This window comes from Ruegeria sp. F12, from assembly GCF_056533885.1.
The window spans coordinates 352,771-376,859 of the sequence record NZ_JBQFOV010000001.1 but is presented as its reverse complement, the minus strand read 5'-3'; the positions used below and the strand labels follow the sequence as shown (position 1 = coordinate 376,859).

Here is a 24,089-nt window from a genome sequence, read left to right as displayed (position 1 = left end):
AAACCACAAATGAGGGCACCATGGCCGCAGGCATGAAAAACCTTTCAAAGACCTTTGTCTGGATCCTGATGGGTCTTTTGATGCTGGGCCTTGCCGGGTTCGGGGCCACAAGCCTGACCGGAACCGCGCGCAGTGTCGCGCAGGTAGGCAACGAAGATATCTCGATCAACGATTATGTGCGTGAGCTTCAACGCGAAATCCGCGCCGTCGAAAGCCAGACCGGGCAACCGATGCAAATCTCGCAGGCGCATGAGTTCGGGCTGGACCAGCTTGCCCTCTCGCGCCTGACCGCGCTTGCAGCGCTGGATAATGAGGTCGGTCTGCTGGGCCTTTCGATCGGGGATGAGAACCTGCAGAAGGAAATTCTGGCCATCCAGGCCTTTCAGGGGGTGGATGGAAGTTTCGACCGCGACTCGTATGAGTTTCAGCTTGATCAGGTTGGCCTGACCGACAGCGAATTCGAATCCGATCTGCGCAAGGAATCTGCACGCACCATCGTGCAGGGCGCGATCATGGGCGGCGTCGAGATGCCCCAGACCCTGACAGATGTGATGACCAATTTCGTCGGCGCGCGACGCAGCTTTACTGTTGCGACCGTCAGCCCGGACGCCCTGTCTGAGCCAATCGGACAGCCCACCGATGCGCAGGTTCAAGCCTATTACGACGACAATGCCGACCTGTTCACTCTGCCCCGCACCAAGCGGCTGACCTATGCAATACTGTCGCCCGACATGCTGCTGAACAGCGTTGAGGTGGATGAGGACGCGGTGCGCCGCCTCTATGATCAGCGCTCGGAGGAATTCCAACAGCCCGCGCGCCGCTTAGTCGAGCGTCTGCCATTTTCGGACGAGGCTGCTGCCGAGACTGCCATGGCGCAAATCGCTGTCGGCGGCACAACGTTCGAAACTCTGGTGCGCGACCGCGATCTTGAACTCAGCGATGTCGATCTGGGTGACGTGACCCGGGACGATCTTGGCGACGCGGCCGACGGCGTATTTGCCGCCGAACTGGACGATGTTGTTGGCCCCCTTCCGTCGCCTCTGGGCCCGGCACTGTTCCGCATCAACGGCACGCTAGCGGAAAACATCATTGCGTTCGAAGACGCCGCTCCAATTTTGCGTGAAGAACTGGCCGCTGACCGTGCCCGCCGCCAGATCGAGGCGCAAGCCGAAGACATCAACGACCTGCTGGCGGGTGGTGCCACCTTGGAAGAGCTGGTGGGCGAGACTGAGATGGAACTGGGCCAGATCGACTGGACTCGCCAAAGCGAAGATGGCGTGGCCGCTTATGACGGGTTCCGCGTTGCCGCACAGGACGTGAACGAAGGCGATTTCCCCGAAGTTGCGTTCCTTGAGGACGGCTCAATCTTTGCCCTGCGACTGGACGAAGTTCTGCCCCGCCGCCCGGAACCCCTGGACAGCGCCCGGGAGCGCGTGATTGCCGCATGGGTGCAGGCCGAGACGGACAAGGCGCTGGAAGAGCAGGCCAAAACCGTTCTTGCACAGCTTGAGAGCAATGGCGATTTCACTGAAACTGGCCTGCCCTTCCGCGTGGAAAACGCCCTGACCCGGACCGCTTTTCTGGATGACGTTCCCGCAACTTTCATGTCGGACGTGTTTGACATGGAACTGGAAGAGCTGCGCGTGATCCCTGGCACTGGTACTGCCTTTGTTGTGCGGCTCGAAGAACTTTTGCCGCCTGATGAGACAGACGAGTTGCGTCAGGCACGCGAAGCCCTTGCGGCGCAGTTGAACCAAGCTCTGGCTCAGAATATTTTCGACGCCTATGTCCGTGACGCACAGGTTCGCGCCCGTCCCGTCGTGGATCAACAGGCCCTGAACGCTGTCCAAGCGAGCTACTAAGAGACCCCTATGGCCCTGACACCTGAATACGACAGCTTCGCCCGCGCCTATGAGGCAGGCGAGAACCAGGTCGTTTACACCCGATTGGCCGCTGATCTGGATACGCCGGTGTCGCTGATGCTCAAGCTGACGGGCGCGCAGAAAGACGCGTTCATGCTGGAATCAGTGACAGGAGGCGAGGTGCGCGGCCGGTACTCGATCATCGGAATGAAGCCCGATCTGATCTGGCGTTGCCGGGGGGAAGCGTCTGAACTGAACCGTTCCGCCCGCTTCGACCCCGAAGCTTTCGATCCGCAAACCGGCAATCCCATGGACAACCTGCGGGCATTGCTGGCCGAAAGCCGGATCGACCTGCCCGATGATCTGCCGCAGGCCGCTGCCGGGCTGTTTGGATATCTGGGCTATGACATGGTGCGGCTGGTGGAATACCTGCCCAATGTGAACCCTGATCCGCTTGGGCTGCCTGATGCGGTGATGCTGCGCCCGTCCGTCGTAGCTGTGCTGGACGGCGTCAAGGGTGAGGTTACGGTTGTTTCGCCCGCCTGGGTCAGCGAAGGGCAATCGGCCAAAGCGGCCTATGCACAGGCCGCCGAGCGTGTCATGGACGCCGTGCGGGATCTGGAACGCGCCATGCCTGCTGAATCGCGCGATCTTGGCGATGCATCGGAAGTCGCGACTCCGCAGTCGAACTTCACCAAGTCCGGCTACATGGAAGCGGTTGAAAAAGCCAAGGAATACATCCGCGCGGGCGATATCTTTCAGGTCGTCCCGGCGCAGCGCTGGACGCAGGATTTCCCCCAGCCGCCCTTTGCGCTCTATCGTTCGTTGCGTCGGACCAACCCGTCGCCCTTCATGTTTTATTTCAACTTCGGCGGATTTCAGGTCGTCGGCGCCAGCCCAGAAATTCTGGTGCGCGTCTTCGGCAATGAGGTCACGATCCGTCCCATTGCAGGCACCCGCCCTCGGGGTGCGACGCCCGAAGAGGACAAGGCGAATGAGGTCGACCTGCTGGCCGACAAGAAAGAACTGGCCGAGCATCTGATGCTGCTGGATCTGGGCCGCAACGATACGGGGCGCGTGTCCAAGATTGGCACTGTCCGCCCGACCGAAGAGTTCATCATCGAACGCTACAGCCACGTGATGCACATCGTCTCGAACGTGGTCGGAGAGCTGGCCGACGACAAAGACGCGCTGGACGCCTTCTTTGCCGGTATGCCCGCCGGGACCGTCTCAGGCGCACCGAAAGTGCGGGCGATGGAGATCATTGATGAGCTGGAACCCGAAAAGCGCGGTATCTATGGCGGCGGTGTCGGCTATTTCAGCGCGGGGGGCGACATGGATATGTGTATCGCCCTGCGCACAGCCATCGTGAAGGATCAAAAGCTTTACATCCAAGCCGGGGGCGGTGTGGTCTATGACAGCGACCCTGAGGCCGAGTTCATGGAAACAGTCCATAAATCCAACGCCATCCGCCGCGCTGCTGAGGATGCGGCGCGCTTCACCGGTTCGGGCAATAGCTGAAAATAGGCGCAGTTAACGCGCCTATTGAACCTGTCGCTTCATCACGGCCGAGATCGGTGCCATGGTCACGCGACCGCCACGATCCTCCAATCCCCAAACCAACAATGCCGAGATCGTGTCGGGGCGCAAACGACCCAACATCACAACCGAACCTTCTTGCCCGGCCCGAAAGGCCGCTTGATCCAGAAAGCGACGCATCACTTTCGGCTCCTGACGCGCACCGTCGATATCACGGAAGATTACGCTGGACGGAATGCCATTCCGCGCTGCCAGTTTCTGCACCGTGTTCAACCCATTGTCTTGAGTGATCAACCCGCGACCAGTGCCGCCTGCGATAGCCGCAACTTGATCAGCCAGCTTGCGGTTGCCCTGAATCCCCGTATCGACCCCTTCAAGAATGCCAACCGTTTCAGGTAGCATATCCAGCCATACAGACAGCGAGACCTCGGCATCCTGCGCGCTGGCTTCTTTGGGCAGGTCCGCCATCGCCAGAACCTCAAATCCTGCCGCGCGGTAACGGGCCATCTTTTCCGCAGCTTCGGGGTCGGACGGGCTGATGGCAAAGCTGATCGGATAAGGGAAGTCCTGCAACGCTTCGGCCCCATACGCGCCTTCGTCGTCGATCAGAATGATCGACATCAGTGGCACCGAGCCGGGTTGGTCGAATTCGGCGGCATAAGCCTCGATCGGCTTGTTAGAAACTGGGGCCGCGTCGGCGGTTTCAACAACGGGTTCACCGCCGTCTCGCTCGGTCAGGGGAACAACGCGCCGGCCGACGCCCTGAGTACCCTCGGTGGCCTGATCGGCCCCGATCTGTGGCACAGCGGCAATACGCGGCAGGGTACGGGTCGGTTCTTCATCCTTCGGCTCAACCGCAACGGGGTCTTGCGTTTCCGGTTCCGGCTCAACGGCGGCCACCTCGGGCAGCGGCTCGGAAGCAGGAGTGTCTTCCGCTGGCGCAACCTCTTCCACAACCACCTCTTCGACAGGGGCCGGAGGTGTCGGAGCCTCCTCAATCACGGCAGGCACGTCTTCGGCAAGCGGAGCCTCGGCCAGTGCTTCAGGAACTTGAGGAGAGGTCGGAGCCTGTGGGGCAACAGGAGCTTCAGTTGCAATGGCCACGTCGGTGGTTTCAACCTGCTCGGCGCTATCGACCTGAACGGCGGTCTCATTCACTTCGGGGACAGTGTTCGGCGCGTTTTCAACTTCGGACAGCCCCGCCACAGTGTCGGGCGCATCCGCCGGGGCCGGATCAGGGGCAGGCAGCGTTAAAACATCGGCATCGGCGATCGTACCAACCTCGGCCTCGGTCACTTGCGGGGCTTCGATCTCGGCCGGTTCAGGGGCTTTTTCAACCACCTCCGGTTTTCGCGTCAGGGGGGTATTCAGCGACAACGCCGCGCCCAGCAGCAATACAACGACCGCACCTGCGATCATTCCACCCACAAATCCGCCCATAATAATTGCCTCTCGTCCAATTCCTGCGTCGACTGTCAATGTGCCGTCTTCTGCGACACTCACCTTGCAGGCGCGTCAGGTCGGATGTCCTCTTGACGCTGCCCCGCAAGCCTGAGCATGTATGTCCCGACATTATATCGCGGCTCGGGGCTGCATCGCCAGTCCGAAATGCCCAATCTAAGACAAGTGCTCACATGCTGCTGCTGATCGACAACTACGACTCGTTTACCTACAACCTCGTCCACTATTTAGGCGAACTTGGGGCCGAAATGGTGATCCGGCGCAACGACGCTTTGGATGTGCAAGAAGCGATGGCCATGAACCCGACAGGCATCTTGCTCAGCCCTGGCCCCTGTGATCCTGATCAGGCCGGCATCTGCCTGGCTCTGACCAAGGCCGCGGCAGAAACGCAGACACCGCTGATGGGTGTGTGCCTTGGACATCAGACCATCGGTCAGGCTTTTGGTGGCGACGTCATCCGCTGCCACGAGATCGTCCACGGCAAGATGGGCACCATGCACCATACAAGCAAAGGTCTGTTCGCAGGGCTGCCATCGCCGTTTGAGGCGACGCGCTATCACTCGCTGGTTGTGGACCGTAACACCCTGCCCGACTGCCTTGAAATCACGGCAGAATTGGAGGACGGTACCATCATGGGTCTGCAACATAAAGAATTGCCCATTCATGGCGTTCAGTTCCACCCAGAATCCATCGCATCCGAGCACGGCCACGCCCTGCTCAAGAATTTCCTGTCCGAGATGAAAGTTCCCGCATGAGCGACGCTCTGAAACCGCTGATCGGGGCCGCCGCCGACCGGCCCCTGACCCGCGCCGAGGCTGAACAGGCCTTTGGCATTCTGTTTGACGGTGCCGCCACGCCCAGCCAGATCGGCGGGCTGCTGATGGCCATGCGCACCCGGGGCGAAACAGTCGAGGAATACGCCGCCGCCGCCGCTGTCATGCGCGCCAAATGCAACGCAGTCCAAGCGCCCGAGGGCGCGATGGACATCGTCGGCACTGGCGGAGACGGCAAAGGCACTCTGAACATCTCGACTGCAACTGCCTTTGTGGTTGCCGGCACCGGGGTGACAGTAGCTAAGCACGGAAACCGCAACCTCAGCTCGAAATCCGGGGCCGCTGATGCTCTGGGGCAGTTGGGGATCAACGTTATGGTCGGCCCAGGAACAGTTGAAAAGGCGCTGCAAGAGGCCGGGATCGGGTTCATGATGGCCCCGATGCACCACCCGGCGATCGCCCATGTCATGCCCACACGGCAAGAGCTTGGGACGCGCACGATCTTCAATATTCTTGGCCCGCTGACCAACCCCGCAGGCGTCAAACGGCAACTGACCGGCGCGTTTAGCCGCGATCTGATCCGCCCGATGGCTGAGACTTTGGGTCTACTGGGCGCCGACCGCGCGTGGTTGGTGCATGGATCCGACGGAACGGATGAGTTGACCATCACCGGTGTAAGCTGGGTTGCCGCGCTAGAGGATGGACGCGTCAAAGAGGTCGAATTGCACCCCGAGGACGCTGGCCTGCCGGTTCACCCTTTCGAGGACATCTTAGGTGGCACACCCGAAGAAAACGCGGTTGCGTTCCGAGCATTGCTGGACGGCCAACCATCGGCCTATCGGGATGCGGTTTTGCTGAATGCCGCAGCCGCGCTGGTGGTTGCGGATGCGGCCTCGGACCTCAAGGACGGGGTTGCCAAGGCAGCCGAAAGCATCGACAGCGGAAACGCGAAAGACAAAATTGCCATTGTGGCCCGTATTACTCAGGAGGCCGCATGACCGGGACGGTACTGGATAAAATCAAAGCCTATAAGCTTGAGGAAGTTGCATCAGATAAGACGCATAAATCACTGGAAACGATGGAAGAAGAAGCGCGAGAAGCCGGTGAAACACGCGGGTTTGCAGCAGCCATTCAGACCGCCGCCCGCACAGGGTATGGCCTGATTGCAGAGATCAAGAAAGCCAGTCCATCCAAGGGCTTGATCCGTCCCGATTTTGACCCACCCGCCCTGGCCACAGCCTATGCGGAGGGTGGGGCCACTTGTCTGTCTGTATTGACCGACACACCCAGTTTTCAGGGCGACAAACCGTTCCTAACCGCTGCGCGTGCCGCCTGTTCGCTGCCTGCACTGCGCAAGGATTTCATGTATGACCCCTATCAGGTAGTCGAAGCGCGTGCGCTGGGGGCAGATTGTATCCTTATCATCATGGCCTCGGTCGAGGACGCTCAGGCCGCAGAGTTGGAACAGACCGCTTTCGACTGGGGCATGGACGTTCTGATCGAGGTGCATGACGAGGAAGAGCTTGAGCGTGCGACAGGCCTCAAAAGCCCTCTGATCGGGATAAACAACCGCAATCTCAAGACGTTCGAGACAACTCTTGATACCACCCGTCGCTTGTCAAAACTGGTGCCCGGCGATCGCACTATTGTCTGCGAAAGCGGTCTAAGCACCCCCGACGACCTTGCAGATATGGCCCGCTATGGTGCGCGCAGTTTCCTGATAGGCGAAAGCCTGATGCGGCAAGGCGACGTCGCCTCGGCTACGCGCCACCTGCTGGCCAATCCTCTCATCCCCGGAGTGATGTGATGCCGTTAACTCATTTCGACGCACAGGGTCAGGCGCATATGGTCGACGTGTCTGAAAAGGCGGTTACAAATCGGGTCGCCGTTGCTGCCGGACACATTAAAATGGCGCAGGAAACCTTTGATTTGATATCAGAAGGCCGGGCCAAAAAGGGCGATGTTCTTGGCGTGGCCCGACTGGCCGGAATCATGGGCGCCAAGAAAACGCCGGACCTTATCCCACTATGTCACCCGCTGCCTGTCACCAAGGTCGCGGTTGAACTGACGTTGGACCCGGACTTGCCCGGTGTGCAGATTGAGGCGACCGTCAAGACCTCGGGCCAGACGGGCGTCGAGATGGAGGCATTGACTGCCGCCTCGACCGCCGCCTTGACCGTCTATGACATGACCAAGGCAGTGGACAAGGCGATGGAGATCGGCGGTATTCGCGTATTGCTGAAAGATGGTGGTAAATCAGGGCGATACGAGGCGTCATGATCTCAGTCGAAGACGCCCGCGCGCTGCTGTTCAAGCTGGTTTCGCCCCTGCCGTCCGAAACCGTTTCCTTGGCAGACTCTGCAGGCCGGTGCCTGGCCGCTGACGTCGTTGCCACACGGGATCAACCACCCTTTGCGGCCTCGTCGATGGATGGTTACGCGGTCAAAGCCGCAGAGGTCGAACTGCACGCCATGTTCAAGGTCGTGGGCGAAGCTGCAGCTGGGCGGCGGTTTCAAGGTACAGTGGGTCCGGGACAAGCCGTGCGCATCTTCACCGGCGCGCCCGTTCCTGACGGGGCCGATTTCGTCGTGATCCAAGAGGACACCGACCGGCGCGGCGATCTGTTGACCATTGCCGACGAGCCAGGGGAGAAGACGAACATTCGCCCTGCCGGGGTCGACTTCAAAAGCGGCACAAAAATTTGCGCGACCAAACAGTTACGACCCGAAGATGTTGCGCTGATGGCCGCAATGAACATTGCGGAAGTACCCGTCGCCCGCAAGCCGGTTGTCGCGCTGATCTCGACCGGCGACGAATTGGTCATGCCCGGAGAGATCCCCGGCCCTGACCAGATCATCGCGTCCAACACTTTCGGCCTCAAGGCGTTGCTCGAGAAGACCGGAGCACATGTGCGAGTCCTGCCGATAGCGCGCGACACGCAATCGTCTCTGGAAACCGCGTTTGGTTTGGCTGAAGGGGCCGATCTGGTCGTGACGATCGGTGGCGCATCGGTCGGTGATTACGACTTGGTCTCTGATGTCTCAAGCAATTTGGGGATGGAGCGCGCCTTCTACAAGATCCGGATGCGTCCCGGGAAGCCTCTGATGGCCGGACGACTAGGGCAAAGCGCGATGATTGGGCTGCCGGGAAATCCCGTGAGTGCAATGGTTTGCGGCTATCTCTTCCTTGTTCCGATGATCCGCCGGATGTTGGGAATTGAAGAAGTTCTTCAACCCTTCCGCACTGCAAAACTGGCGGCCGATATCAGCCAGAACGGGCCACGTGAACACTACATGCGCGCCGTTTTGGACCATGAAGGCATCCGCGCCTGCGATGATCAGGACAGTTCGCTGCTAAGCGTTCTAGCACAAGCCAACGCCCTGTTAGTGCGCCAGCCCCATGACCCTGCGCGCTCGGCTGGGGACGAGGTTCAGTACCTGCCGATCTGATGCGCCAAAACCATTGACACAAAACGTGAACATGCGTAGAACAAAAGAAAACGCATGACCGACGAGGTGTGAGCAATGCTGACCAAGAAGCAGTTGGATTTGTTGGAATTCATCCACAAACGCGTTCAAGCGGATGGTGTTCCCCCCAGTTTTGACGAGATGAAGGCGGCGCTGGACCTGCGGTCCAAGTCCGGCATCCACAGATTGATCACTGCGCTCGAGGAACGCGGCTTTATTCGTCGCCTCGCCCACCGCGCCCGTGCGATTGAGATTGTGAAACTGCCCGAAAGCCTTGGGGGTGAGCCTACGGCCGCATTCAAGCCGCGTGTGATCGAAGGTAACAGGCCCGATGGCCCGCGCCCAGCCAATTTTGACCCCGTGACCGTTGACGCAATGGAATTGCCCGTCATGGGTCGCATCGCCGCCGGTGTCCCGATTGAGGCGATCAGCCATGTCTCGCACCGTGTTGCAGTGCCGGGCACAATGGTCTCTGGCAAGGGTGAGCATTACGCGCTTGAGGTGCGGGGTGATTCCATGATCGACGCCGGAATCAATGACGGGGACGTCGTGGTGATCCGAGAAACCTCGGTCGCGGATAATGGCGATATCGTCGTGGCGCTTGTCGAAGATCAGGAAGCCACGCTAAAGCGGTTTTTCCGGCGTGGGCATGCGATTGCGCTTGAGGCCGCGAACCCCGCCTACGAAACCCGAGTGCTGCCCGAGGACAAGGTCAAGGTACAAGGCCGGTTGGTCGGCCTGATCCGAAGCTACTGAGCCCGTTTGTCGCCGCGTGTTTTCGGAGACCACAGCCGGTCTCCGACAATCTTTCGGCTGGTCATGACCTTACTTCCAGACAGGGCAAGACTGCCGGTTTGTAAAAGCCGCGCAGGATCATAGAGATCACAGTCCCCCTTCAGATCAACCTCTACGGCAGCAATCACGATCTGGTTCGACGTGCAGTCCCCAAAACCCGAGGCTGCTCCTTTTCCCGTCAGATGAATCAGCTCTTTCCCGCGCCATGAATACCGCTGGATCGCACTCGGTTCAGGCCAACGCGCCGCGGCATTGGGCTGCCCCACCCCGTCCCCATCGTTTTCCAGCCAGACCGTCGCAATAAATCCGCTGCCTTTTTCCTTGCTCAGCGCGCGGCCTTGATCGGTCATGACGCCCACCAGCCCGCCTGAATCAGCAATCAGAACCTCGGGGCGTTGGCCTTGCCCCCACAGCAAAAAGGCAGCCGCCACGGCGCTGACCCCCAGCCATCTTGAACGCCCTTGCCAAAGGGCGATCCACAACGCTCCACATGCACAGAGAGGCAGTACGTAACCGGGCGGGCTTGCGACATGTCCAACGGCGCCCTCCAACCCCGAGACCCGTTCGGACACCAGCAATATCCACTCCAGCCCAAGCCCCATTACTCCCAGCGCCAGTGATTCCAGCCCGAAGGGGGCCAGCAAGGCAGCAACCACCGCGGCAGGCACCACGACCATGCCCATGACTGGCACGGACAGCATGTTTGCCACCAGGCCATAGTGCGACATCGTGTTAAAATGCGCCGCTCCGATCGGCGCCGTCGCCAGCCCTGCAATTGCAGAGGACATAAACAACCCGGCTACTGATTTCAGCCATTTGGGTCCAGGCAACGGCCCGACATCGCGCAATTGGCCGAAGACAGCCACCAAAGCGGTGGTGGCAGCAAAGGACATCTGAAAACCGGGGCTCAACAGCGATTCCGGCCGCAGAATCAATACGATCAGCGCGGCAACGGCCACCGCGCGCAACGAAATGGCCCGGCGGTCGATGAGTACCGCCCCTAGCATGACGCTGGCCATGACAAAGGCACGCTCGGTCGCAACGCTACCGCCTGACAGCATCAGATAGACCGTCGCCGCGATCAGCGCCCCGATCGCGGCCAGTTTGCGCACAGGCCATCTGAGCGCCAAGACGGGCACTGCTGACAGGCCGATACGAAGCGCAAGATACACAAAGCCCGTCAACAGCCCCATATGCAGGCCCGAAATGGCCAAAAGATGCGCCAGGTTGGATGCACGCAGGGACTCCAACGTGCTCTGACCCATACCGCTGCGATCTCCGGTGGTGACGGCTGCGGCGAAACCTCCGACCTCACCAGGCAGGATGGATCGGACATGCCCGGATATCGCCATACGCCACGCTGTGATCTGCACCCCTTCGGGATTTGCTGCGGCAATCGTCAGGACCGGTACGCGTGTATATCCCACCGCGCCGAGGCTTTGAAACCATGCATGGCGGCGAAAGTCGAAACCACCGGGCTCCACCGGACCTTGCGGTGGCGACAGATGCCCTGTGGTCATGATGCGCTGCCCCGGTTCGATCTGCGCCACTGGGCCATGTAGCGAGAGCCGGACGCGCTGCGGCCGACGAGCCTTGGGCACATCCCCTATCCGCACCCGATCCAATGTCACCCGCAGCGCATCCGACGCAGAGCGGTCAATGGCGACGACCCGCCCCTCGACCGGGCCATAGTATCGCCACGACAAAACCGGCTCTGCCACCGTATGGGCGCGGATACCGGCCAGTATGAACCCGACCGCGATCAGCGCCCCCCCGATTGCCAACGAGGCCCAGCCGGACCGTGCCTTGCGGGCTAACCCCCAAGCCGCAAGAACGACCGCGCCGAGACAGACGTAGACTTGCCAAGCCGGTTCGAACCGGAGCGAGAAATACAGACCGATCCCCATCGCCAGACACACAGGAGACCATGGAAACAGGTACCCGGTCTGGTTCAGCAATGCGGCTTCGACCCGGGCCAGAACACGCATGGTTGCCCCCGTCCCTCAGCCTCGTTAGACAGGCGCCAAACTATGCCCGACACGGTTACCAAAAGGTTAATCCACACAATGTCCGATCAGGTCGTCACCCGTTTCGCCCCCTCGCCCACCGGTTTTCTACATATCGGCGGCGCGCGCACCGCGCTGTTTAATTGGCTTTATGCCCGTGGCCGCGGTGGCAAGTTCCTGCTGCGGATCGAGGACACCGACCGCGAGCGCTCGACCCCCGAGGCGACGGCAGCCATCCTGCAAGGTATGGCGTGGCTGGGTCTGGACCATGATGGCGATGTAATCAGCCAGTTCGAGGGCGCGGCGCGTCATGCCGAAGTGGCCAACCAGTTGCTGGCCGAGGGCAAGGCGTATAAATGCTTTGCCACCCAAGATGAAATCGCCGCCTTCCGCGAACAAGCGAAGGCCGAGGGCAAATCGACCCTGTACCGCAGCCCCTGGCGCGACGCCGACGCCGCGACCCATCCAGACGCACCTTTTGTGGTCCGCATCAAGGCCCCGCAGGACGGCGCGACCGTGATCCGCGATCAGGTTCAGGGGGACGTGACCATCCGCAACGATCAGTTGGACGACATGATCCTACTGCGTTCGGACGGGACACCGGTTTATATGCTGGCCGTGGTGGTGGACGATCACGATATGGGGGTGACCCACGTGATCCGGGGCGACGACCACCTGAACAACGCAGCGCGTCAGATGATGATCTATCAGGCCATGGGCTGGGACGTTCCAGTCTGGGCCCATATCCCGCTTATCCATGGGCCCGACGGCAAGAAACTGTCGAAACGCCACGGCGCGTTGGGCGCTCAGGAGTATCAGGCCATGGGCTATCCTGCCGCCGGCATGCGCAACTATCTGGCGCGTCTGGGCTGGAGTCACGGCGATGACGAGTTTTTCACCGACGCACAGGCGAAGGAATGGTTCGATCTGGACGGGATCGGCAAAAGCCCGGCCCGGTTCGATCTGAAAAAGCTAGAAAATCTGTGCGGGCAACATATCGCTATCTCGGACGATGCTGCACTGCGGCAGGAAATCGAAGCTTACCTTGATGCGGCCCAATTGCCAGCGCTAACCGATACACAATCGAGTGATCTGGAACGTGCGATGTATTGCCTCAAGGATCGGGCCCGCACCTTCCCGGAACTGCTTGAAAAGGCCCATTTTGCCCTGACTTCCCGCCCCATCCAACCAGATGAGAAAGCGGCCAAGGCGCTGGCATCAGTATCCGATGGTATACTGAATGAATTGACGCCGCAGTTGCAAAATGTTAGCTGGTCGCGGAGCGAACTGGAGGAAGCCTTGAATTCCTTTGCGGAAGCCAAGGGCGTTAAGTTCGGCAAGCTGGCGGGGCCGTTGCGCGCCGTCCTGGCGGGTCGGGCCGTAACTCCTTCGGTTTTTGACATGATGCTTGTGCTGGGCCAGGAGGAAACTCTGGCGCGGCTATCTGATGCAGCGAACTAAACCCGATCTTCACATTTGGGTAACGCTGCTCCGCTAACACCCGGACTGCGCGCGTGCGCGCATCCGTTGCCCGCAGGATCGGACAGCGTTCCGTTTTGCGCAAGATTGAGGAAGGGAAAATATGACCGACAGCAACAAATCAGCCACTCTTACCGTGCATGGCGAAACATATGAGCTGCCGATTCATTCGCCGACTGCCGGGCCTGATGTGATCGATATCCGCAAGCTGTACGGCACTGCGGGTGTGTTCACCTATGACCCCGGCTTCACCTCGACCGCCAGCTGTGACAGCACAATCACTTATATTGATGGCGAAAAAGGTGAACTGCTGCACCGTGGCTATCCGATTGACCAGCTGGCAGGCAAATCCCACTTCCTCGAGGTTTGCTACCTGCTGCTGTACGGAGAGCTGCCGACCGCGCCCGTTCTGGAAAAATTCGAATCCACCATCACGCGTCACACCATGCTGCACGAGCAAATGCAGTATTTCTACCGTGGATTCCGTCGCGATGCGCACCCGATGGCGATCATGGTTGGTGTCGTCGGCGCAATGTCGGCCTTCTATCACGATTCAACCGATATCTCGGACCCTCATCAGCGCGAGGTTGCCTCGCATCGCCTGATCGCCAAGATGCCGACCATCGCGGCCTGGGCATACAAATATCACACCGGTCAGCCTTTCGTATATCCGCGAAACGATCTGGACTATGCGTCGAACTTTCTACGCATGTGCTTTAGCGTCCCGGCCGAGGAATATGAGGTGAACCCGATCCTCAGCCGCGCGATGGACCGCATCTTTACTCTCCACGCCGATCACGAGCAGAATGCCTCGACCTCGACCGTGCGTCTGGCCTCAAGCTCGGGTGCCAACCCGTTTGCCTGTATTGCGGCTGGCATCGCCTGCCTGTGGGGCCCTGCCCATGGTGGTGCGAACCAGGCATGTCTGGAGATGCTGGAAGAAATTGGCTCGGTCGAAAACATCCCCGAATACATCGCCCGCGCCAAGGACAAAAACGATCCGTTCCGTCTGATGGGCTTTGGCCACCGCGTCTATAAGAACTTTGACCCGCGCGCCAAGGTGATGAAACAGTCCGCCGACGAAGTGCTGGATCTGCTGGGTATCGAAGACAACCCGAAGCTGCAGGTTGCCAAGGCGTTGGAAAAGCAGGCTCTGGAAGATCCGTATTTTGCCGAGAAAAAGCTGTTCCCGAACGTGGACTTCTATTCGGGCATCATCCTCGAGGCGATGGGCTTCCCGACCTCGATGTTCACGCCGATCTTTGCCCTGTCGCGCACCGTGGGCTGGGTCAGCCAGTGGAAAGAGATGATCGCCGATCCGCAGAACAAGATCGGTCGTCCGCGTCAACTGTATCTGGGCGAGACGACCCGCGACTACGTCGATATCGAAAACCGCTGAAATACCCTATCGACAAAGTAAAACCCCGCTACCTGGCGGGGTTTTTCATTTTGACAGCACCCGCTCAGTGGGCGAAATCGGGACGTTTCCGCCTATTTCGGCATGACCTTTCTCAGCGCTTTGATCGCGTCGTCCATTTTCTTTTTCGCATCACCGACCTTTTTGTGTAGCGTGCCGATTTTGGCCGCAACTTTGGACAGCTCTTTCGTCGCCGGGCCCATCGCCGAGACATTGCCGCCCTTGATGATGTCATTGTATTTCGACAGGTCCTTGTTGGCCTTATCCAATTCTTGTTGTGATTTATGATAGACCGCCGTTGCGGCCTGCATCTTCTTCGCGGCTGCTTCGATTTCCTTGGGGGTACCCATCTTTTCCTCCTCAATAGTTACCTCAGCTTCGGGAGATATAGGGGCAGTCACGAGATATCCAGATGGGTTTCATCGCATGGCCAAAACTTAATATTCCTGTAAAAACAGACGCCTAAAAGCCAATGTTTAGCCTTAGAAAAGCCACGACCTTTTGGGTTCAAAACAGAGCGAGCTGATCCCCCGGTTGCGCTGGTCTTGCAAACAGATCGCTTCGCAGAGGCGGCATGCGCGTCGCAAGCCCAAGCCGTTTGACAGCCAAAGCAAACCGCTTTGCTATCAGCGCGGCATACTCGCCCTCACCGCGCATCCGATGGCCCCAGCGCGGGTCGTAGTCTCGACCACCATGCATTTCACGCAGTTTGGACATGACCTTTTCCGCGCGTGCGGGTTCGTGGTCGTGCAACCACGCTTGCCACAAGGTGGACACCTCCCGCGGAAGACGCAGCATGATCCAGCTTGCCGCATCCGCACCTGCGTCCCGGCCAGCCTCCAGTAGCGCCTCCAATTCATGGTCGGTCAGGCCCGGAACCAGGGGTGAGGTCATGACCCGCACTGGCACCCCTGCCCCGGTCAACCGGTGAATGGCCGCCAGACGGCGGTTCGGTGACGGCGCGCGTGGCTCCATCCGGCGGGACAGATCGGCGTCCAGAGTGGTCAGCGAAATTCCAACCCGCACCAATCCGTCCTGCGCCATCTCTGCCAGGATATCCAGATCGCGTTCGATCAGGGCCCCTTTGGTAACGATCCCAATAGGATGCCGGAAGTCCCGCAATACGGACAGACATTCCCGCGTGATCCTCAAATCCCGCTCAATCGGTTGATACGGGTCCGTATTTGTCCCCAGCGCAATGGTTGCCACCTTGTAACGCGGCGATGAAAGCTCTTTGCGCAAGACAGCAGCCGCATTAGGCCGCGCGATCAGGCGGGTTTCAAAATCCAACCCCGGAGACAGCCCGAGATAGGCATGAGACGGGCGGGCAAAGCAGTAGACGCAGCCGTGCTCACACCCCCGATACGGGTTGATCGAGCGGTCAAACGGCAGATCGGGCGACCGGTTATAGGTGATAAGACTGCGCGCGACTTCTGTTCGCACTTCGGTGCGCAGGGGCAGAAGATCTTCCTCAAGCTCCCACCCATCCGTGCAGGTCTCGGTCTCGAATTGTTCGAACCGGCCTGCTGCGTTGGTTGCGACACCGCGGGCTCGGACATGCGGTCGCGACATTTTTTGTTTCCCTTTTGTTCTCACTCTCAAATTAGGCTCGAACCGCCGGAATCGCAAGGCCTGGTTACCATCCCGCAAGAGTTTTCAAACCTTTGCACCGCCCCTCGATTTGACTGAAACCTGAAACCAATTCAGGATGATCTTGCGGGAAATGACGTCGAGTTGATTGAGATTTTGCCGTATAGGTCGGTCTCGGAACCGCCAAGGTCGCAATCGTAACAGTCTGGATGCGACGTTTTGGCCAAAACGGAAAAAATGCCACCAACGGGCGCTATGCCCGCACAGCCCTAGGGAAACGCCCCATGTCCGATGAAGAAGACATCGTCCTGTCCGAACTGAACGACGACGAACTTGTCGAACAGATGTTCGACGACCTGTACGACGGTCTGAAAGAAGAGATTGAAGAAGGTGTGAACATCCTGCTGGAACGCGGATGGACCCCTTACGACATCCTGACCAAGGCGCTGGTTGGCGGTATGACCATCGTGGGCCACGACTTCCGCGACGGCATCCTGTTTGTTCCCGAAGTTCTGCTGGCCGCAAACGCGATGAAGGGCGGCATGGCCATCCTTAAGCCGCTACTGGCCGAAACCGGCGCACCCCGCGTCGGCAAAATGGTGATCGGAACCGTGAAGGGCGACATCCACGACATCGGCAAGAACCTGGTGTCGATGATGATGGAAGGCGCCGGCTTTGAGGTGGTCGATATCGGCATCAACAACCCGGTCGAGAACTATCTGGAAGCGCTGGAAACCGAAAAGCCCGATATTCTGGGCATGTCGGCCCTGCTGACCACGACCATGCCCTACATGAAGGTTGTGATCGACACGATGGTCGAGCAAGGCCTGCGCGAAGAATACATCGTTCTGGTCGGCGGCGCGCCCCTCAACGAAGAGTTCGGCAAAGCGATCGGCGCCGACGGCTATTGCCGTGACGCAGCCGTCGCCGTGGAAATGGCAAAGGACTTCGTCTCGCGCAAGCATAACCAGCTGGCGGGTTGATCGGACCTACACTCCGAATTCAAGGCCGTCCGGCAACCGGGCGGCTTTTTTTGTTCAACACCCAAGGCCCATGGGGGTGACATGACACAGGAACGGGTTCCCGATGACAGCAGCCTGACCACGGATGGCTATCAAAGCCACTCGGAACAAGGGCGTATCCTGTTGCTGGCTTGCGGCGCACTGGCCCGCGAGATTCTGGACCTCAAGAAGCGCAACGGCTGGGATCACATGGCCCTGACCTGCCTGCCCGCCATCCTGCACGTCCACCCCGAACGGATCACACAGGCCGTGCAAGAAGCGGTGGCCAAGCACCGCGATCAATATGACGCGGTCTATGTGGTCTATGCCGATTGCGGCACCGGTGGTCTGCTGCAGAAAGCCTGCGCCGAGTTAGGCGTCGAAATGATCAAAGGCCCGCATTGCTATTCTTTTTTCGAAGGCAATGATATCTTTGATGCACGGGGCGAGGATGAAACGACCGCCTTTTACCTGACCGATTTCCTGGCCCGGCAATTCGATGCCTTTGTCTGGAAACCGCTGGGTCTGGATCGCCACCCCGAGCTGCGGGATATGTATTTCGGCAATTACACCAAGCTGGTCTATCAGGCCCAGACCGACGACCCAGCCCTGACCGCGCGCGCCAAGGACTGCGCCGACCGCATGGGGCTGACGTTCGAGCGGCGCTTTACCGGCTATGGAGATCTGGAGACGACACTGGCGGATTGGGCCAAGCGCGGCTAAGGCCCGTCAGGCGTTTTCCTGCGCCACCTCGCGGATGCGCTCGATCATAGCACGCAAACCGTTGGACCGTTGTGCTGACAGGTGATCGTTCAAGCCCAGTCGCGCCAGCTCTCCGCCTGCGTCTACTTTGGGCACATCAGCGACGGGCAGACCGTTGTACAAAGACCGCAACACCGCAATCAGGCCCCGCACGATCAGCGCATCGCTATCCCCATCGAAGTGAAAGACACCATCTTCGATCACCGGGTGCAGCCAGACTTGGCTGGCGCAGCCATGCACCTTTGTGGCAGGCACTTTAAGGGCATCTTCCAGCGGCTCCATTGCCTTGCCCTGCTCAATCACATGGCGGTACCGGTCTTCCCAGTCCTCCAGAAACTCGAAATCCTCGACGATTTCTTCAAAGGCAGGCGTTGCCATAGTGCGACGGTCCTTTCATTGCATTCACATTCGTGACCTATGCCGCCGACCCGGGCCTGTCCAGACCCGGTTTGGGTTTTCAAAGCAAGGAATTTGCGTTAGGCCAGTGCGGGAAATACCGCTCAGAGCTTTGGATCCATGCAAAAAACACTGTCTGTTCTTCTGGTCGCTACACTTACCTTGTCGGCTTGCAGCGGGTGGCGCGACTCGCGCGCGAATCCAAGCAACTGGTTTGGGTCCAGCACATCGACGCCTGCACCGACCGAAACAGCAGCCTACGACCCAAATGCGCTGGTGCCCCAACAGCGCGAGCGCGTAAGGCTGTTTGGACGCCCGGAACCCGAGGACAACAGCGTACCCATCGCGCGCATTGACCAGTTGCGCATTGATCCCACACCCGGCGGCGCGATCATCTTCGTATCCGGAACGGCCGCGCGGCAAGGCGCGTTTGGAGCCCAGCTTGTCCCTGTTGAGAGCGAAGAAAACGCGAAGAACGGCGTTTTGGAGTACACGTTCCGCGTCAGCTACCCAAGCTATGCGACCAATCAGGGGACAGATCGTTCGCGCAAAGTGACGGACGCCACCAACGTGACACAGGATGATCTGGCTAATATCCGGCTGGTGCGGGTCATAGGTCAGCAAAACGCGCTGGAATCGCGGCGTCGATAAGCCTCTTACAAAGCCACGACTTTGACAGTCTGGCCTTGTGCAGCCAGGGCAATCTTACCCTCGCACAGCTTCAGGGCATCTTCACCGAACACTTCGAAACGCCAACCCGACATCGCTGGCAAATCCCGCTCGCCCGAGGCTATCTGATCCAGTTCTGAGCTGGTTGCGATCAGCTTGGCCGCCACGCCCGAGCTTTCAGTCTTGGATTTTAGCAACACGCGCAGCAGATCGGCGAGGGCTGGATTAACCTTTAGTTTGTCGCGACTGTTATCCACGCGCGGCATCTGTTCGGGGGGGCAGTTCACACCCTTTTTGACAGCCGCCAGAATACCTTCGGCAATCGCGCCCTTGCGCGCTTCGCGCAGAAGCAGGCGCGATCCGCCCAGATCAGAAGGCGACTTGGGCTTGGTCGAGGCCAGCTCGATCAGCGCGTCATCCTTGAACACCCGGCTGCGCGGGACATTGTTTTGCTGCGCATAGGCCTCGCGGAAATGCGCCAGTTCCCGGACGACTGCCAGAAACTTGGCCGAGTTTGTGCGGGTCTTGACCCGCTTCCACGCGTCTTCCGGTCGAATGTCATAGGTATCCGAATGGGTTAGCGTGCGCAGTTCCTCGGCCACCCAATGGCTGCGCTGGGTCTTTTTAAGCTCTTTGGCGAGATATTCGTAGATTTGCCGCAGGTGAGTCACATCAGCCAACGCATAGGTCTTTTGCGCATCAGACAGCGGACGGCGCGACCAGTCGGTAAAGCGCGAGGTTTTGTCCAGCCCCTGCTTACAGATTTTGCGCACCAAGGTTTCATACCCGACCTGCTCACCGAACCCGCAGACCATCGCGGCAACCTGTGTGTCAAACAACGGCGTCGGAAAGACACTTGCTTCGACCCAGAAAATCTCAAGATCCTGGCGGGCGGCGTGAAAGACCTTGACCACATCCTCGTTTCTGAACAGGTCATATAGTGGTTCCAACGACAGATCCTCGGCCAGAGGATCGACCAACACCGCGCTGTTTTCATCCGTGGATGGGACGGCAAGCTGAACCAGGCACAGTTTCGAATAATACGTCCGCTCGCGCAGGAATTCGGTGTCTATCGTAACATAGTCATGGCTTGCGGCGGCCTCGCAGAAATCGGCCAGCTCTTGCGTCGTCGTAAGGGTCTTCATGCGCGGTGGTGTTCTTGCTCTTGTTCTTTGTGACTGCCCGTCGCTTTCATACCGATCCGAGCGCTTGTGCAGACCATAGGCCGAATAGCACGGGCGTGTAAATCACCCTGCACAGATCATGGCAGCAACACTGGTGTCCGATCACCGCTCGCATAACGTCGAAGCACAGCGGGATAGAGCTTGTGTTCGCAAACCAGCACACGCGCGGCCAAAGCTTCGGGCGTATCGTTAGCGTCAATCTGCACACGGGCCTGACCCAGGATCGGGCCGTCATCCAGTGCCGCCGTCACCTCATGCACCGAGCATCCGTGTTCGGCATCGCCTGCCTCGATCGCGCGGGCATGGGTGTTCAGACCCTTGTATTTCGGCAACAGTGAAGGGTGGATGTTCAGCATCCGGCCCTGAAACCGCGATACGAAATCACCGGTCAGAACACGCATGAATCCCGCCAAACAGACAATATCGGGCCCCGCGGCCTCGAGCGGTTTCAGCAGCTCCGCCTCGAACGCAGCGCGGTCACCTTTGAACGGGCGATGATCTATTGCCGCAGTTGGAATGCCCCGCTCGGCGGCCTTTTTCAAACCGCCCGCTTCCGGATCGTTGGCCAGAACCAGGCAGGGTCGCGCGGGATGATCTCCGGCCATGGAATCAACCAGCGACACCATGTTGGACCCCCCGCCCGAGATCAGGATGGCGACGCGCTTGTGACTCACAGCAGTTTGCCAGAGTAAGCCACGCCGGGCGCGTCAGTGACAGTGCCAATACGCGAGACAGTTTCGCCGGCTTCGACCAGCAGAGCAGCCAGATCATCGGCGCGGTCTTCGGCACAGACGACGATCATGCCAATGCCACAGTTAAAGGTTTTGAGCATCTCGGCTTCGGCAATCCCGCCGGTCTCGGCCATCCAACGGAAGACGGGCGGCAAATCCCAAGCGTTCAAGTCGATCTGAGCGCCCAATCCCTCGGGCAGGACACGCGGCAGGTTTTCGGTCAGGCCTCCGCCGGTAATATGGGCCAGCGCGTGAACGCCCCCTGCCCGGATCGCTTGCAGCGCCTGTTTGACATAAAGACGCGTGGGCGTCAGCAGTGCCTCGCCCAGCGTACCGTCGCTAAACGGCGACTCGGCGTCCCATCCCAGCCCAGAAATCTCGACCAGTTTGCGCACCAGAGAGTAGCCGTTGGAATGCACCCCGTTCGAGGCCAGCCCCAGCAGCACATCCCCCTGCTGCACACCTGCGGGCAGATGCGCGCCACGCTCCATCGCGCCGACCGAGAACCCTGCCAGATCGAAATCGCCATCAGGGTACATGCCGGGCATTTCTGCCGTCTCGCCACCGATCAGGGCGCAGCCAGACTGCACGCAACCTTCAGCAATGCCTTCAATGATCCGAGCGGCCGTGTCGGTGTCCAGCTTGCCAGTGGCGAAATAGTCGAGGAAAAACAGCGGTTCAGCGCCCTGACAAATCAGGTCGTTGACGCACATGGCCACTAGATCAATGCCCACACCGTCAACCACGCCGGTATCAATGGCGATGCGCAGCTTGGTGCCCACGCCATCGGTCGCGCCGACTAGAATCGGGTCGGTGTAGCCTGCGTCCTTGAGATCGAACAGAGCACCAAATCCGCCCAACCCGCTCATCACACCGGAACGGTTGGTCCGCTTGGCCGCAGGCTTGATCCGGTCAACCAGAGCGTTGCCTGCATCAATATCAACACCCGCATCCGCATAGGTGATTCCGTTCTTGCCCGCTGTCATGGCCAACCCCTCATGAATGGTTCCCGCGCGGGTTAGTCGATTGTGGAAGATGTTGCAACGGTCAGGCTTGACGCGGGCGTTCACCGTGATACTCAAAGCGCTCAGGCGGGCCTGTAGCTCAATTGGTTAGAGCAGAGCGCTCATAACGCTTTGGTTGCGGGTTCAAGTCCTGCCGGGCCTACCAAAATCTGCCATAACTGGATACGAAGCTGAGCGGCGCCTCGTGCTTTGCTTTGACTATTAGATCCTACCGGAACCGGAAATTCAGTTCCGTGCGCGATTGTTGACATATTGGCAGACTTCGTAAAACGAGTCGCAGGGTTCAAACCACCCCATAGCAACAGCGCCAAACGCGGCACCAATTCCGATAACAATAATCCAGTTCACTGCAACCACCTCGCTTTGAAAAGCGATACCCGACACCCACAACCCCGAATATTAACTGAACTTTAATACGCTGAAAAACTCACCATCCCTAGCGGAATGTACTACAGCACATTCATTTTGAGTTAATATATACACAATTCAATAGGTTTTGGCTACTTTGTTGTTGAAAGCAAACAAAATGGCTTGATTGTTGAAACAACAAACCCAGACCACACACCCCAAATCCGTTGCCTAAAATACTGCTGAACCTCTAACGTGCGATGATGATATCGGCGCTCAGCCCGCCCAGCTTGTCGCTTTTGCCCAACCGTAAAACTCCGCCATGCGCGCGCGCGATATCAGCGACGATCGCCAGCCCCAGACCCACACCACTGCCCTTGTTCTGGTTGCGTGCCGGATCAAGGCGCGAGAATGGCTTGACCGCCTCTGCCCGGTCTTCAGGCGCAATGCCGGGGCCATCATCCTCGACCCGGATTCGTAAAGTTTTGGCGGTCAACGAGAGGCTCAATTCGGCCTTGTTGCCATAGCGCACAGCATTGCCAATCAGGTTTTCGACTGCCCGCCGGATCGCGGTCGGACGCAGCATGGCCTGCCCTTCCCCATCGGTTGCAACCAAACGCGCGTCGTAACCCGCGCGCTGTGCGTCATCAACAATCACTTGCAGCAAATGGCGCGGATCAACCTGTTCCGGAGCACCCTCGGCTGCTCCGCGCGAGAATTCGAGGAACGCATCCAGCAGCAACTGCATCTCGTCTACATCCTTTTGCAGAGGTGCGGCTTCATCTTCGGGCAGCATCGACAATCCCAGCTTGAGCCGGGTCAGAGGTGTACGCAGATCGTGGCTTACACCGGACAACATCAGGGTGCGCTGTTCGATTTGCCGCTCGATCCGGGCGCGCATGTCCAAAAACGCGCTCCCCGCGGCGCGTACCTCAATCGCGCCACCTGGCGAATACGGTACCACCCGCCCGCGCCCAAATGCTTGGGCCGCATCCGCCAGGCGGGTGATGGGCCGAAGTTGGTTGCGCATGTATAGAAACGAGATCGTCGTCATGACGACTGCGAAAAATACCATCGTCACGATCAACTGATGTGGTGCGGCCGGGGACAGGCGGCGGCGATCTAGCACCAGTTCGAACGGGCCCAGATCGGTTTGAAGATACAGGCGCGCCTCGTCACCGCTGGGCAAAGCCACTGCCGTCAGTTGTGGCAGCTTGGCGTGTAATTCCGCTGCAACTTGCGGCGCGATAAAATCATACCAGCGCCGCATTCCGACCGCAGGACGTTCATCAATACCCAGAAACCGCGCTTTCATATCCAGGGCAACAAGGTCCTGCCGTATGGCGGCAAGCGCCTGCAACTGCGTCTCAGCCCCCTCCATCGTTTCCAGAATCAGCGTGACTTCGCGCGCCGAGGAGGTGGTCATCTGTGCCGTCACATCCTCAAGGTGTTTTTGCAGAAAGGCGATACCGACCACCAGCAACAAAACTACAACCGGCAACACCAGGATGATGGCCGCCCGCGCGTACAGGCTGCGCGGCATATAGGATTTGAGCCAGGCACTCGACATGCGCTAAACCTAAC

At 59.3% G+C, this 24,089-nt stretch carries 22 protein-coding genes and 1 tRNA gene; 14 read left to right on the top strand and 9 right to left on the bottom strand.

Annotated elements, in window-relative coordinates; all coding sequences use genetic code 11:
- The first annotated feature begins 20 nt into the window (after positions 1 to 20).
- Together ACR0CA_RS01890 and trpE are read left to right on the top strand one after the other, a co-directional pair.
- Positions 21 to 1,862: a peptidyl-prolyl cis-trans isomerase gene (locus ACR0CA_RS01890; RefSeq protein ID WP_480897289.1), complete on the top strand. Its 1,842-nt coding sequence runs from the start codon at positions 21 to 23 to the stop codon at positions 1,860 to 1,862.
- 9 nt (positions 1,863 to 1,871) lie between these two features.
- Positions 1,872 to 3,383, top strand: a complete 1,512-nt coding sequence (trpE, locus tag ACR0CA_RS01885; protein ID WP_170782456.1) for an anthranilate synthase component I — start codon at positions 1,872 to 1,874, stop codon at positions 3,381 to 3,383.
- Between the two features lie 21 nt (positions 3,384 to 3,404).
- Here trpE and ACR0CA_RS01880 read toward each other — a convergent pair whose 3' ends face one another.
- Entirely contained in the window at positions 3,405 to 4,841 is a 1,437-nt protein-coding gene (locus ACR0CA_RS01880; protein ID WP_480897288.1) for a divergent polysaccharide deacetylase family protein, read from the bottom strand.
- Between the two features lie 194 nt (positions 4,842 to 5,035).
- Between ACR0CA_RS01880 and ACR0CA_RS01875 the strand changes: the two genes are divergently transcribed.
- The 6 genes from ACR0CA_RS01875 to lexA all read left to right on the top strand — a co-directional run bounded on the left by ACR0CA_RS01875 (position 5,036) and on the right by lexA (position 9,858).
- Complete coding sequence (locus ACR0CA_RS01875) at positions 5,036 to 5,617, top strand: anthranilate synthase component II (protein ID WP_480548074.1); 582 nt, start codon at positions 5,036 to 5,038, stop codon at positions 5,615 to 5,617.
- Positions 5,614 to 6,633 (top strand): anthranilate phosphoribosyltransferase, encoded by a 1,020-nt coding sequence (gene trpD, locus ACR0CA_RS01870; protein WP_480897287.1) that lies wholly within the window; start codon positions 5,614 to 5,616, stop codon positions 6,631 to 6,633. Before ACR0CA_RS01875 ends, trpD begins: the two co-directional genes overlap by 4 nt.
- Complete coding sequence (gene trpC / locus ACR0CA_RS01865; RefSeq protein ID WP_480897286.1) at positions 6,630 to 7,442, top strand: indole-3-glycerol phosphate synthase TrpC; 813 nt, start codon at positions 6,630 to 6,632, stop codon at positions 7,440 to 7,442. The genes trpD and trpC overlap by 4 nt, the downstream gene beginning before the upstream one ends.
- The gene (moaC, locus tag ACR0CA_RS01860; RefSeq protein WP_480897285.1) at positions 7,442 to 7,915 is read left to right on the top strand and encodes a cyclic pyranopterin monophosphate synthase MoaC; all 474 of its coding nucleotides are present in this window, start codon (positions 7,442 to 7,444) and stop codon (positions 7,913 to 7,915) included. Before trpC ends, moaC begins: the two co-directional genes overlap by 1 nt.
- A complete protein-coding gene (locus ACR0CA_RS01855) occupies positions 7,912 to 9,084 on the top strand; it encodes a molybdopterin molybdotransferase MoeA (RefSeq protein WP_480897284.1) in 1,173 nt (390 codons plus the stop codon). The genes moaC and ACR0CA_RS01855 overlap by 4 nt, the downstream gene beginning before the upstream one ends.
- Before the next feature lie 75 nt (positions 9,085 to 9,159).
- Positions 9,160 to 9,858 carry a transcriptional repressor LexA gene (gene lexA, locus ACR0CA_RS01850; RefSeq protein WP_480897283.1) on the top strand — a complete coding sequence of 233 codons (699 nt, stop codon included), beginning with the start codon at positions 9,160 to 9,162 and terminating at the stop codon, positions 9,856 to 9,858.
- Here lexA and ACR0CA_RS01845 read toward each other — a convergent pair.
- The gene (locus ACR0CA_RS01845) at positions 9,852 to 11,885 is read right to left on the bottom strand and encodes a ComEC/Rec2 family competence protein (RefSeq protein ID WP_480897282.1); all 2,034 of its coding nucleotides are present in this window, start codon (positions 11,883 to 11,885) and stop codon (positions 9,852 to 9,854) included. The genes lexA and ACR0CA_RS01845 overlap by 7 nt on opposite strands.
- A 78-nt stretch (positions 11,886 to 11,963) precedes the next feature.
- On the opposite strand from ACR0CA_RS01845, the gene gltX reads away from it, so the two are divergent.
- Positions 11,964 to 13,364, top strand: a complete 1,401-nt coding sequence (gene gltX / locus ACR0CA_RS01840) for a glutamate--tRNA ligase (RefSeq protein WP_480897281.1) — start codon at positions 11,964 to 11,966, stop codon at positions 13,362 to 13,364.
- Between the two features lie 121 nt (positions 13,365 to 13,485).
- Positions 13,486 to 14,781 carry a citrate synthase gene (gltA, locus tag ACR0CA_RS01835; RefSeq protein WP_170774233.1) on the top strand — a complete coding sequence of 432 codons (1,296 nt, stop codon included), beginning with the start codon at positions 13,486 to 13,488 and terminating at the stop codon, positions 14,779 to 14,781.
- Between the two features lie 92 nt (positions 14,782 to 14,873).
- Here the strand turns inward: gltA and ACR0CA_RS01830 are convergent, their stop codons facing one another.
- Complete coding sequence (locus ACR0CA_RS01830) at positions 14,874 to 15,149, bottom strand: hypothetical protein (protein WP_480897280.1); 276 nt, start codon at positions 15,147 to 15,149, stop codon at positions 14,874 to 14,876.
- 157 nt (positions 15,150 to 15,306) lie between these two features.
- Positions 15,307 to 16,371, bottom strand: coding sequence for a PA0069 family radical SAM protein (locus ACR0CA_RS01825; protein WP_480897279.1), 1,065 nt, complete (start codon positions 16,369 to 16,371; stop codon positions 15,307 to 15,309).
- A gap of 302 nt (positions 16,372 to 16,673) precedes the next feature.
- Here ACR0CA_RS01825 and ACR0CA_RS01820 point away from each other — a divergent pair, with 302 nt between their 5' ends.
- Together ACR0CA_RS01820 and ACR0CA_RS01815 are read left to right on the top strand one after the other, a co-directional pair.
- Entirely contained in the window at positions 16,674 to 17,372 is a 699-nt protein-coding gene (locus tag ACR0CA_RS01820) for a corrinoid protein (protein WP_170774239.1), read from the top strand.
- 81 nt (positions 17,373 to 17,453) lie between these two features.
- On the top strand, positions 17,454 to 18,113 hold the full coding sequence (locus ACR0CA_RS01815) for a DUF1638 domain-containing protein (protein WP_170788650.1): 660 nt from the start codon (positions 17,454 to 17,456) through the stop codon (positions 18,111 to 18,113).
- 6 nt (positions 18,114 to 18,119) lie between these two features.
- On the opposite strand, the gene ACR0CA_RS01810 is transcribed toward ACR0CA_RS01815, so the two are convergent.
- A complete protein-coding gene (locus ACR0CA_RS01810) occupies positions 18,120 to 18,530 on the bottom strand; it encodes a SufE family protein (protein WP_480897278.1) in 411 nt (136 codons plus the stop codon).
- 138 nt (positions 18,531 to 18,668) lie between these two features.
- On the opposite strand from ACR0CA_RS01810, the gene ACR0CA_RS01805 reads away from it, so the two are divergent.
- Positions 18,669 to 19,199 carry a hypothetical protein gene (locus tag ACR0CA_RS01805; protein ID WP_170774245.1) on the top strand — a complete coding sequence of 177 codons (531 nt, stop codon included), beginning with the start codon at positions 18,669 to 18,671 and terminating at the stop codon, positions 19,197 to 19,199.
- A gap of 5 nt (positions 19,200 to 19,204) precedes the next feature.
- Here ACR0CA_RS01805 and rnd read toward each other — a convergent pair whose 3' ends face one another.
- The 3 genes from rnd to purM all read right to left on the bottom strand — a co-directional run bounded on the left by rnd (position 19,205) and on the right by purM (position 22,118).
- Positions 19,205 to 20,362, bottom strand: coding sequence for a ribonuclease D (rnd, locus tag ACR0CA_RS01800; protein WP_480897277.1), 1,158 nt, complete (start codon positions 20,360 to 20,362; stop codon positions 19,205 to 19,207).
- 116 nt (positions 20,363 to 20,478) lie between these two features.
- A complete protein-coding gene (gene purN, locus ACR0CA_RS01795; protein ID WP_170774249.1) occupies positions 20,479 to 21,075 on the bottom strand; it encodes a phosphoribosylglycinamide formyltransferase in 597 nt (198 codons plus the stop codon).
- Positions 21,072 to 22,118 (bottom strand): phosphoribosylformylglycinamidine cyclo-ligase, encoded by a 1,047-nt coding sequence (gene purM, locus ACR0CA_RS01790; protein WP_170782471.1) that lies wholly within the window; start codon positions 22,116 to 22,118, stop codon positions 21,072 to 21,074. The genes purN and purM overlap by 4 nt, the downstream gene beginning before the upstream one ends.
- 107 nt (positions 22,119 to 22,225) lie before the next feature.
- Here purM and ACR0CA_RS01785 point away from each other — a divergent pair.
- A tRNA-Ile gene (locus ACR0CA_RS01785) sits at positions 22,226 to 22,302 on the top strand.
- A 453-nt stretch (positions 22,303 to 22,755) separates the two neighbouring features.
- Here the strand turns inward: ACR0CA_RS01785 and ACR0CA_RS01780 are convergent.
- Positions 22,756 to 24,075, bottom strand: coding sequence for an ATP-binding protein (locus ACR0CA_RS01780; protein WP_480897276.1), 1,320 nt, complete (start codon positions 24,073 to 24,075; stop codon positions 22,756 to 22,758).
- Positions 24,076 to 24,089 lie beyond the last annotated feature (14 nt).

Bases quoted from the DNA above. Each gene is read 5' to 3' on its own strand.
- ACR0CA_RS01890 (WP_480897289.1), top strand. From the start codon at position 21: ATGGCCGCAGGCATGAAAAACCTTTCAAAGACCTTTGTCTGGATCCTG.
- trpE (WP_170782456.1), top strand. From the start codon at position 1,872: ATGGCCCTGACACCTGAATACGACAGCTTCGCCCGCGCCTATGAGGCA.
- ACR0CA_RS01880 (WP_480897288.1), bottom strand. From the start codon at position 4,841: ATGGGCGGATTTGTGGGTGGAATGATCGCAGGTGCGGTCGTTGTATTG.
- ACR0CA_RS01875 (WP_480548074.1), top strand. From the start codon at position 5,036: ATGCTGCTGCTGATCGACAACTACGACTCGTTTACCTACAACCTCGTC.
- trpD (WP_480897287.1), top strand. From the start codon at position 5,614: ATGAGCGACGCTCTGAAACCGCTGATCGGGGCCGCCGCCGACCGGCCC.
- trpC (WP_480897286.1), top strand. From the start codon at position 6,630: ATGACCGGGACGGTACTGGATAAAATCAAAGCCTATAAGCTTGAGGAA.
- moaC (WP_480897285.1), top strand. From the start codon at position 7,442: ATGCCGTTAACTCATTTCGACGCACAGGGTCAGGCGCATATGGTCGAC.
- ACR0CA_RS01855 (WP_480897284.1), top strand. From the start codon at position 7,912: ATGATCTCAGTCGAAGACGCCCGCGCGCTGCTGTTCAAGCTGGTTTCG.
- lexA (WP_480897283.1), top strand. From the start codon at position 9,160: ATGCTGACCAAGAAGCAGTTGGATTTGTTGGAATTCATCCACAAACGC.
- ACR0CA_RS01845 (WP_480897282.1), bottom strand. From the start codon at position 11,885: ATGCGTGTTCTGGCCCGGGTCGAAGCCGCATTGCTGAACCAGACCGGG.
- gltX (WP_480897281.1), top strand. From the start codon at position 11,964: ATGTCCGATCAGGTCGTCACCCGTTTCGCCCCCTCGCCCACCGGTTTT.
- gltA (WP_170774233.1), top strand. From the start codon at position 13,486: ATGACCGACAGCAACAAATCAGCCACTCTTACCGTGCATGGCGAAACA.
- ACR0CA_RS01830 (WP_480897280.1), bottom strand. From the start codon at position 15,149: ATGGGTACCCCCAAGGAAATCGAAGCAGCCGCGAAGAAGATGCAGGCC.
- ACR0CA_RS01825 (WP_480897279.1), bottom strand. From the start codon at position 16,371: ATGTCGCGACCGCATGTCCGAGCCCGCGGTGTCGCAACCAACGCAGCA.
- ACR0CA_RS01820 (WP_170774239.1), top strand. From the start codon at position 16,674: ATGTCCGATGAAGAAGACATCGTCCTGTCCGAACTGAACGACGACGAA.
- ACR0CA_RS01815 (WP_170788650.1), top strand. From the start codon at position 17,454: ATGACACAGGAACGGGTTCCCGATGACAGCAGCCTGACCACGGATGGC.
- ACR0CA_RS01810 (WP_480897278.1), bottom strand. From the start codon at position 18,530: ATGGCAACGCCTGCCTTTGAAGAAATCGTCGAGGATTTCGAGTTTCTG.
- ACR0CA_RS01805 (WP_170774245.1), top strand. From the start codon at position 18,669: ATGCAAAAAACACTGTCTGTTCTTCTGGTCGCTACACTTACCTTGTCG.
- rnd (WP_480897277.1), bottom strand. From the start codon at position 20,362: ATGAAGACCCTTACGACGACGCAAGAGCTGGCCGATTTCTGCGAGGCC.
- purM (WP_170782471.1), bottom strand. From the start codon at position 22,118: ATGACAGCGGGCAAGAACGGAATCACCTATGCGGATGCGGGTGTTGAT.
- ACR0CA_RS01780 (WP_480897276.1), bottom strand. From the start codon at position 24,075: ATGTCGAGTGCCTGGCTCAAATCCTATATGCCGCGCAGCCTGTACGCG.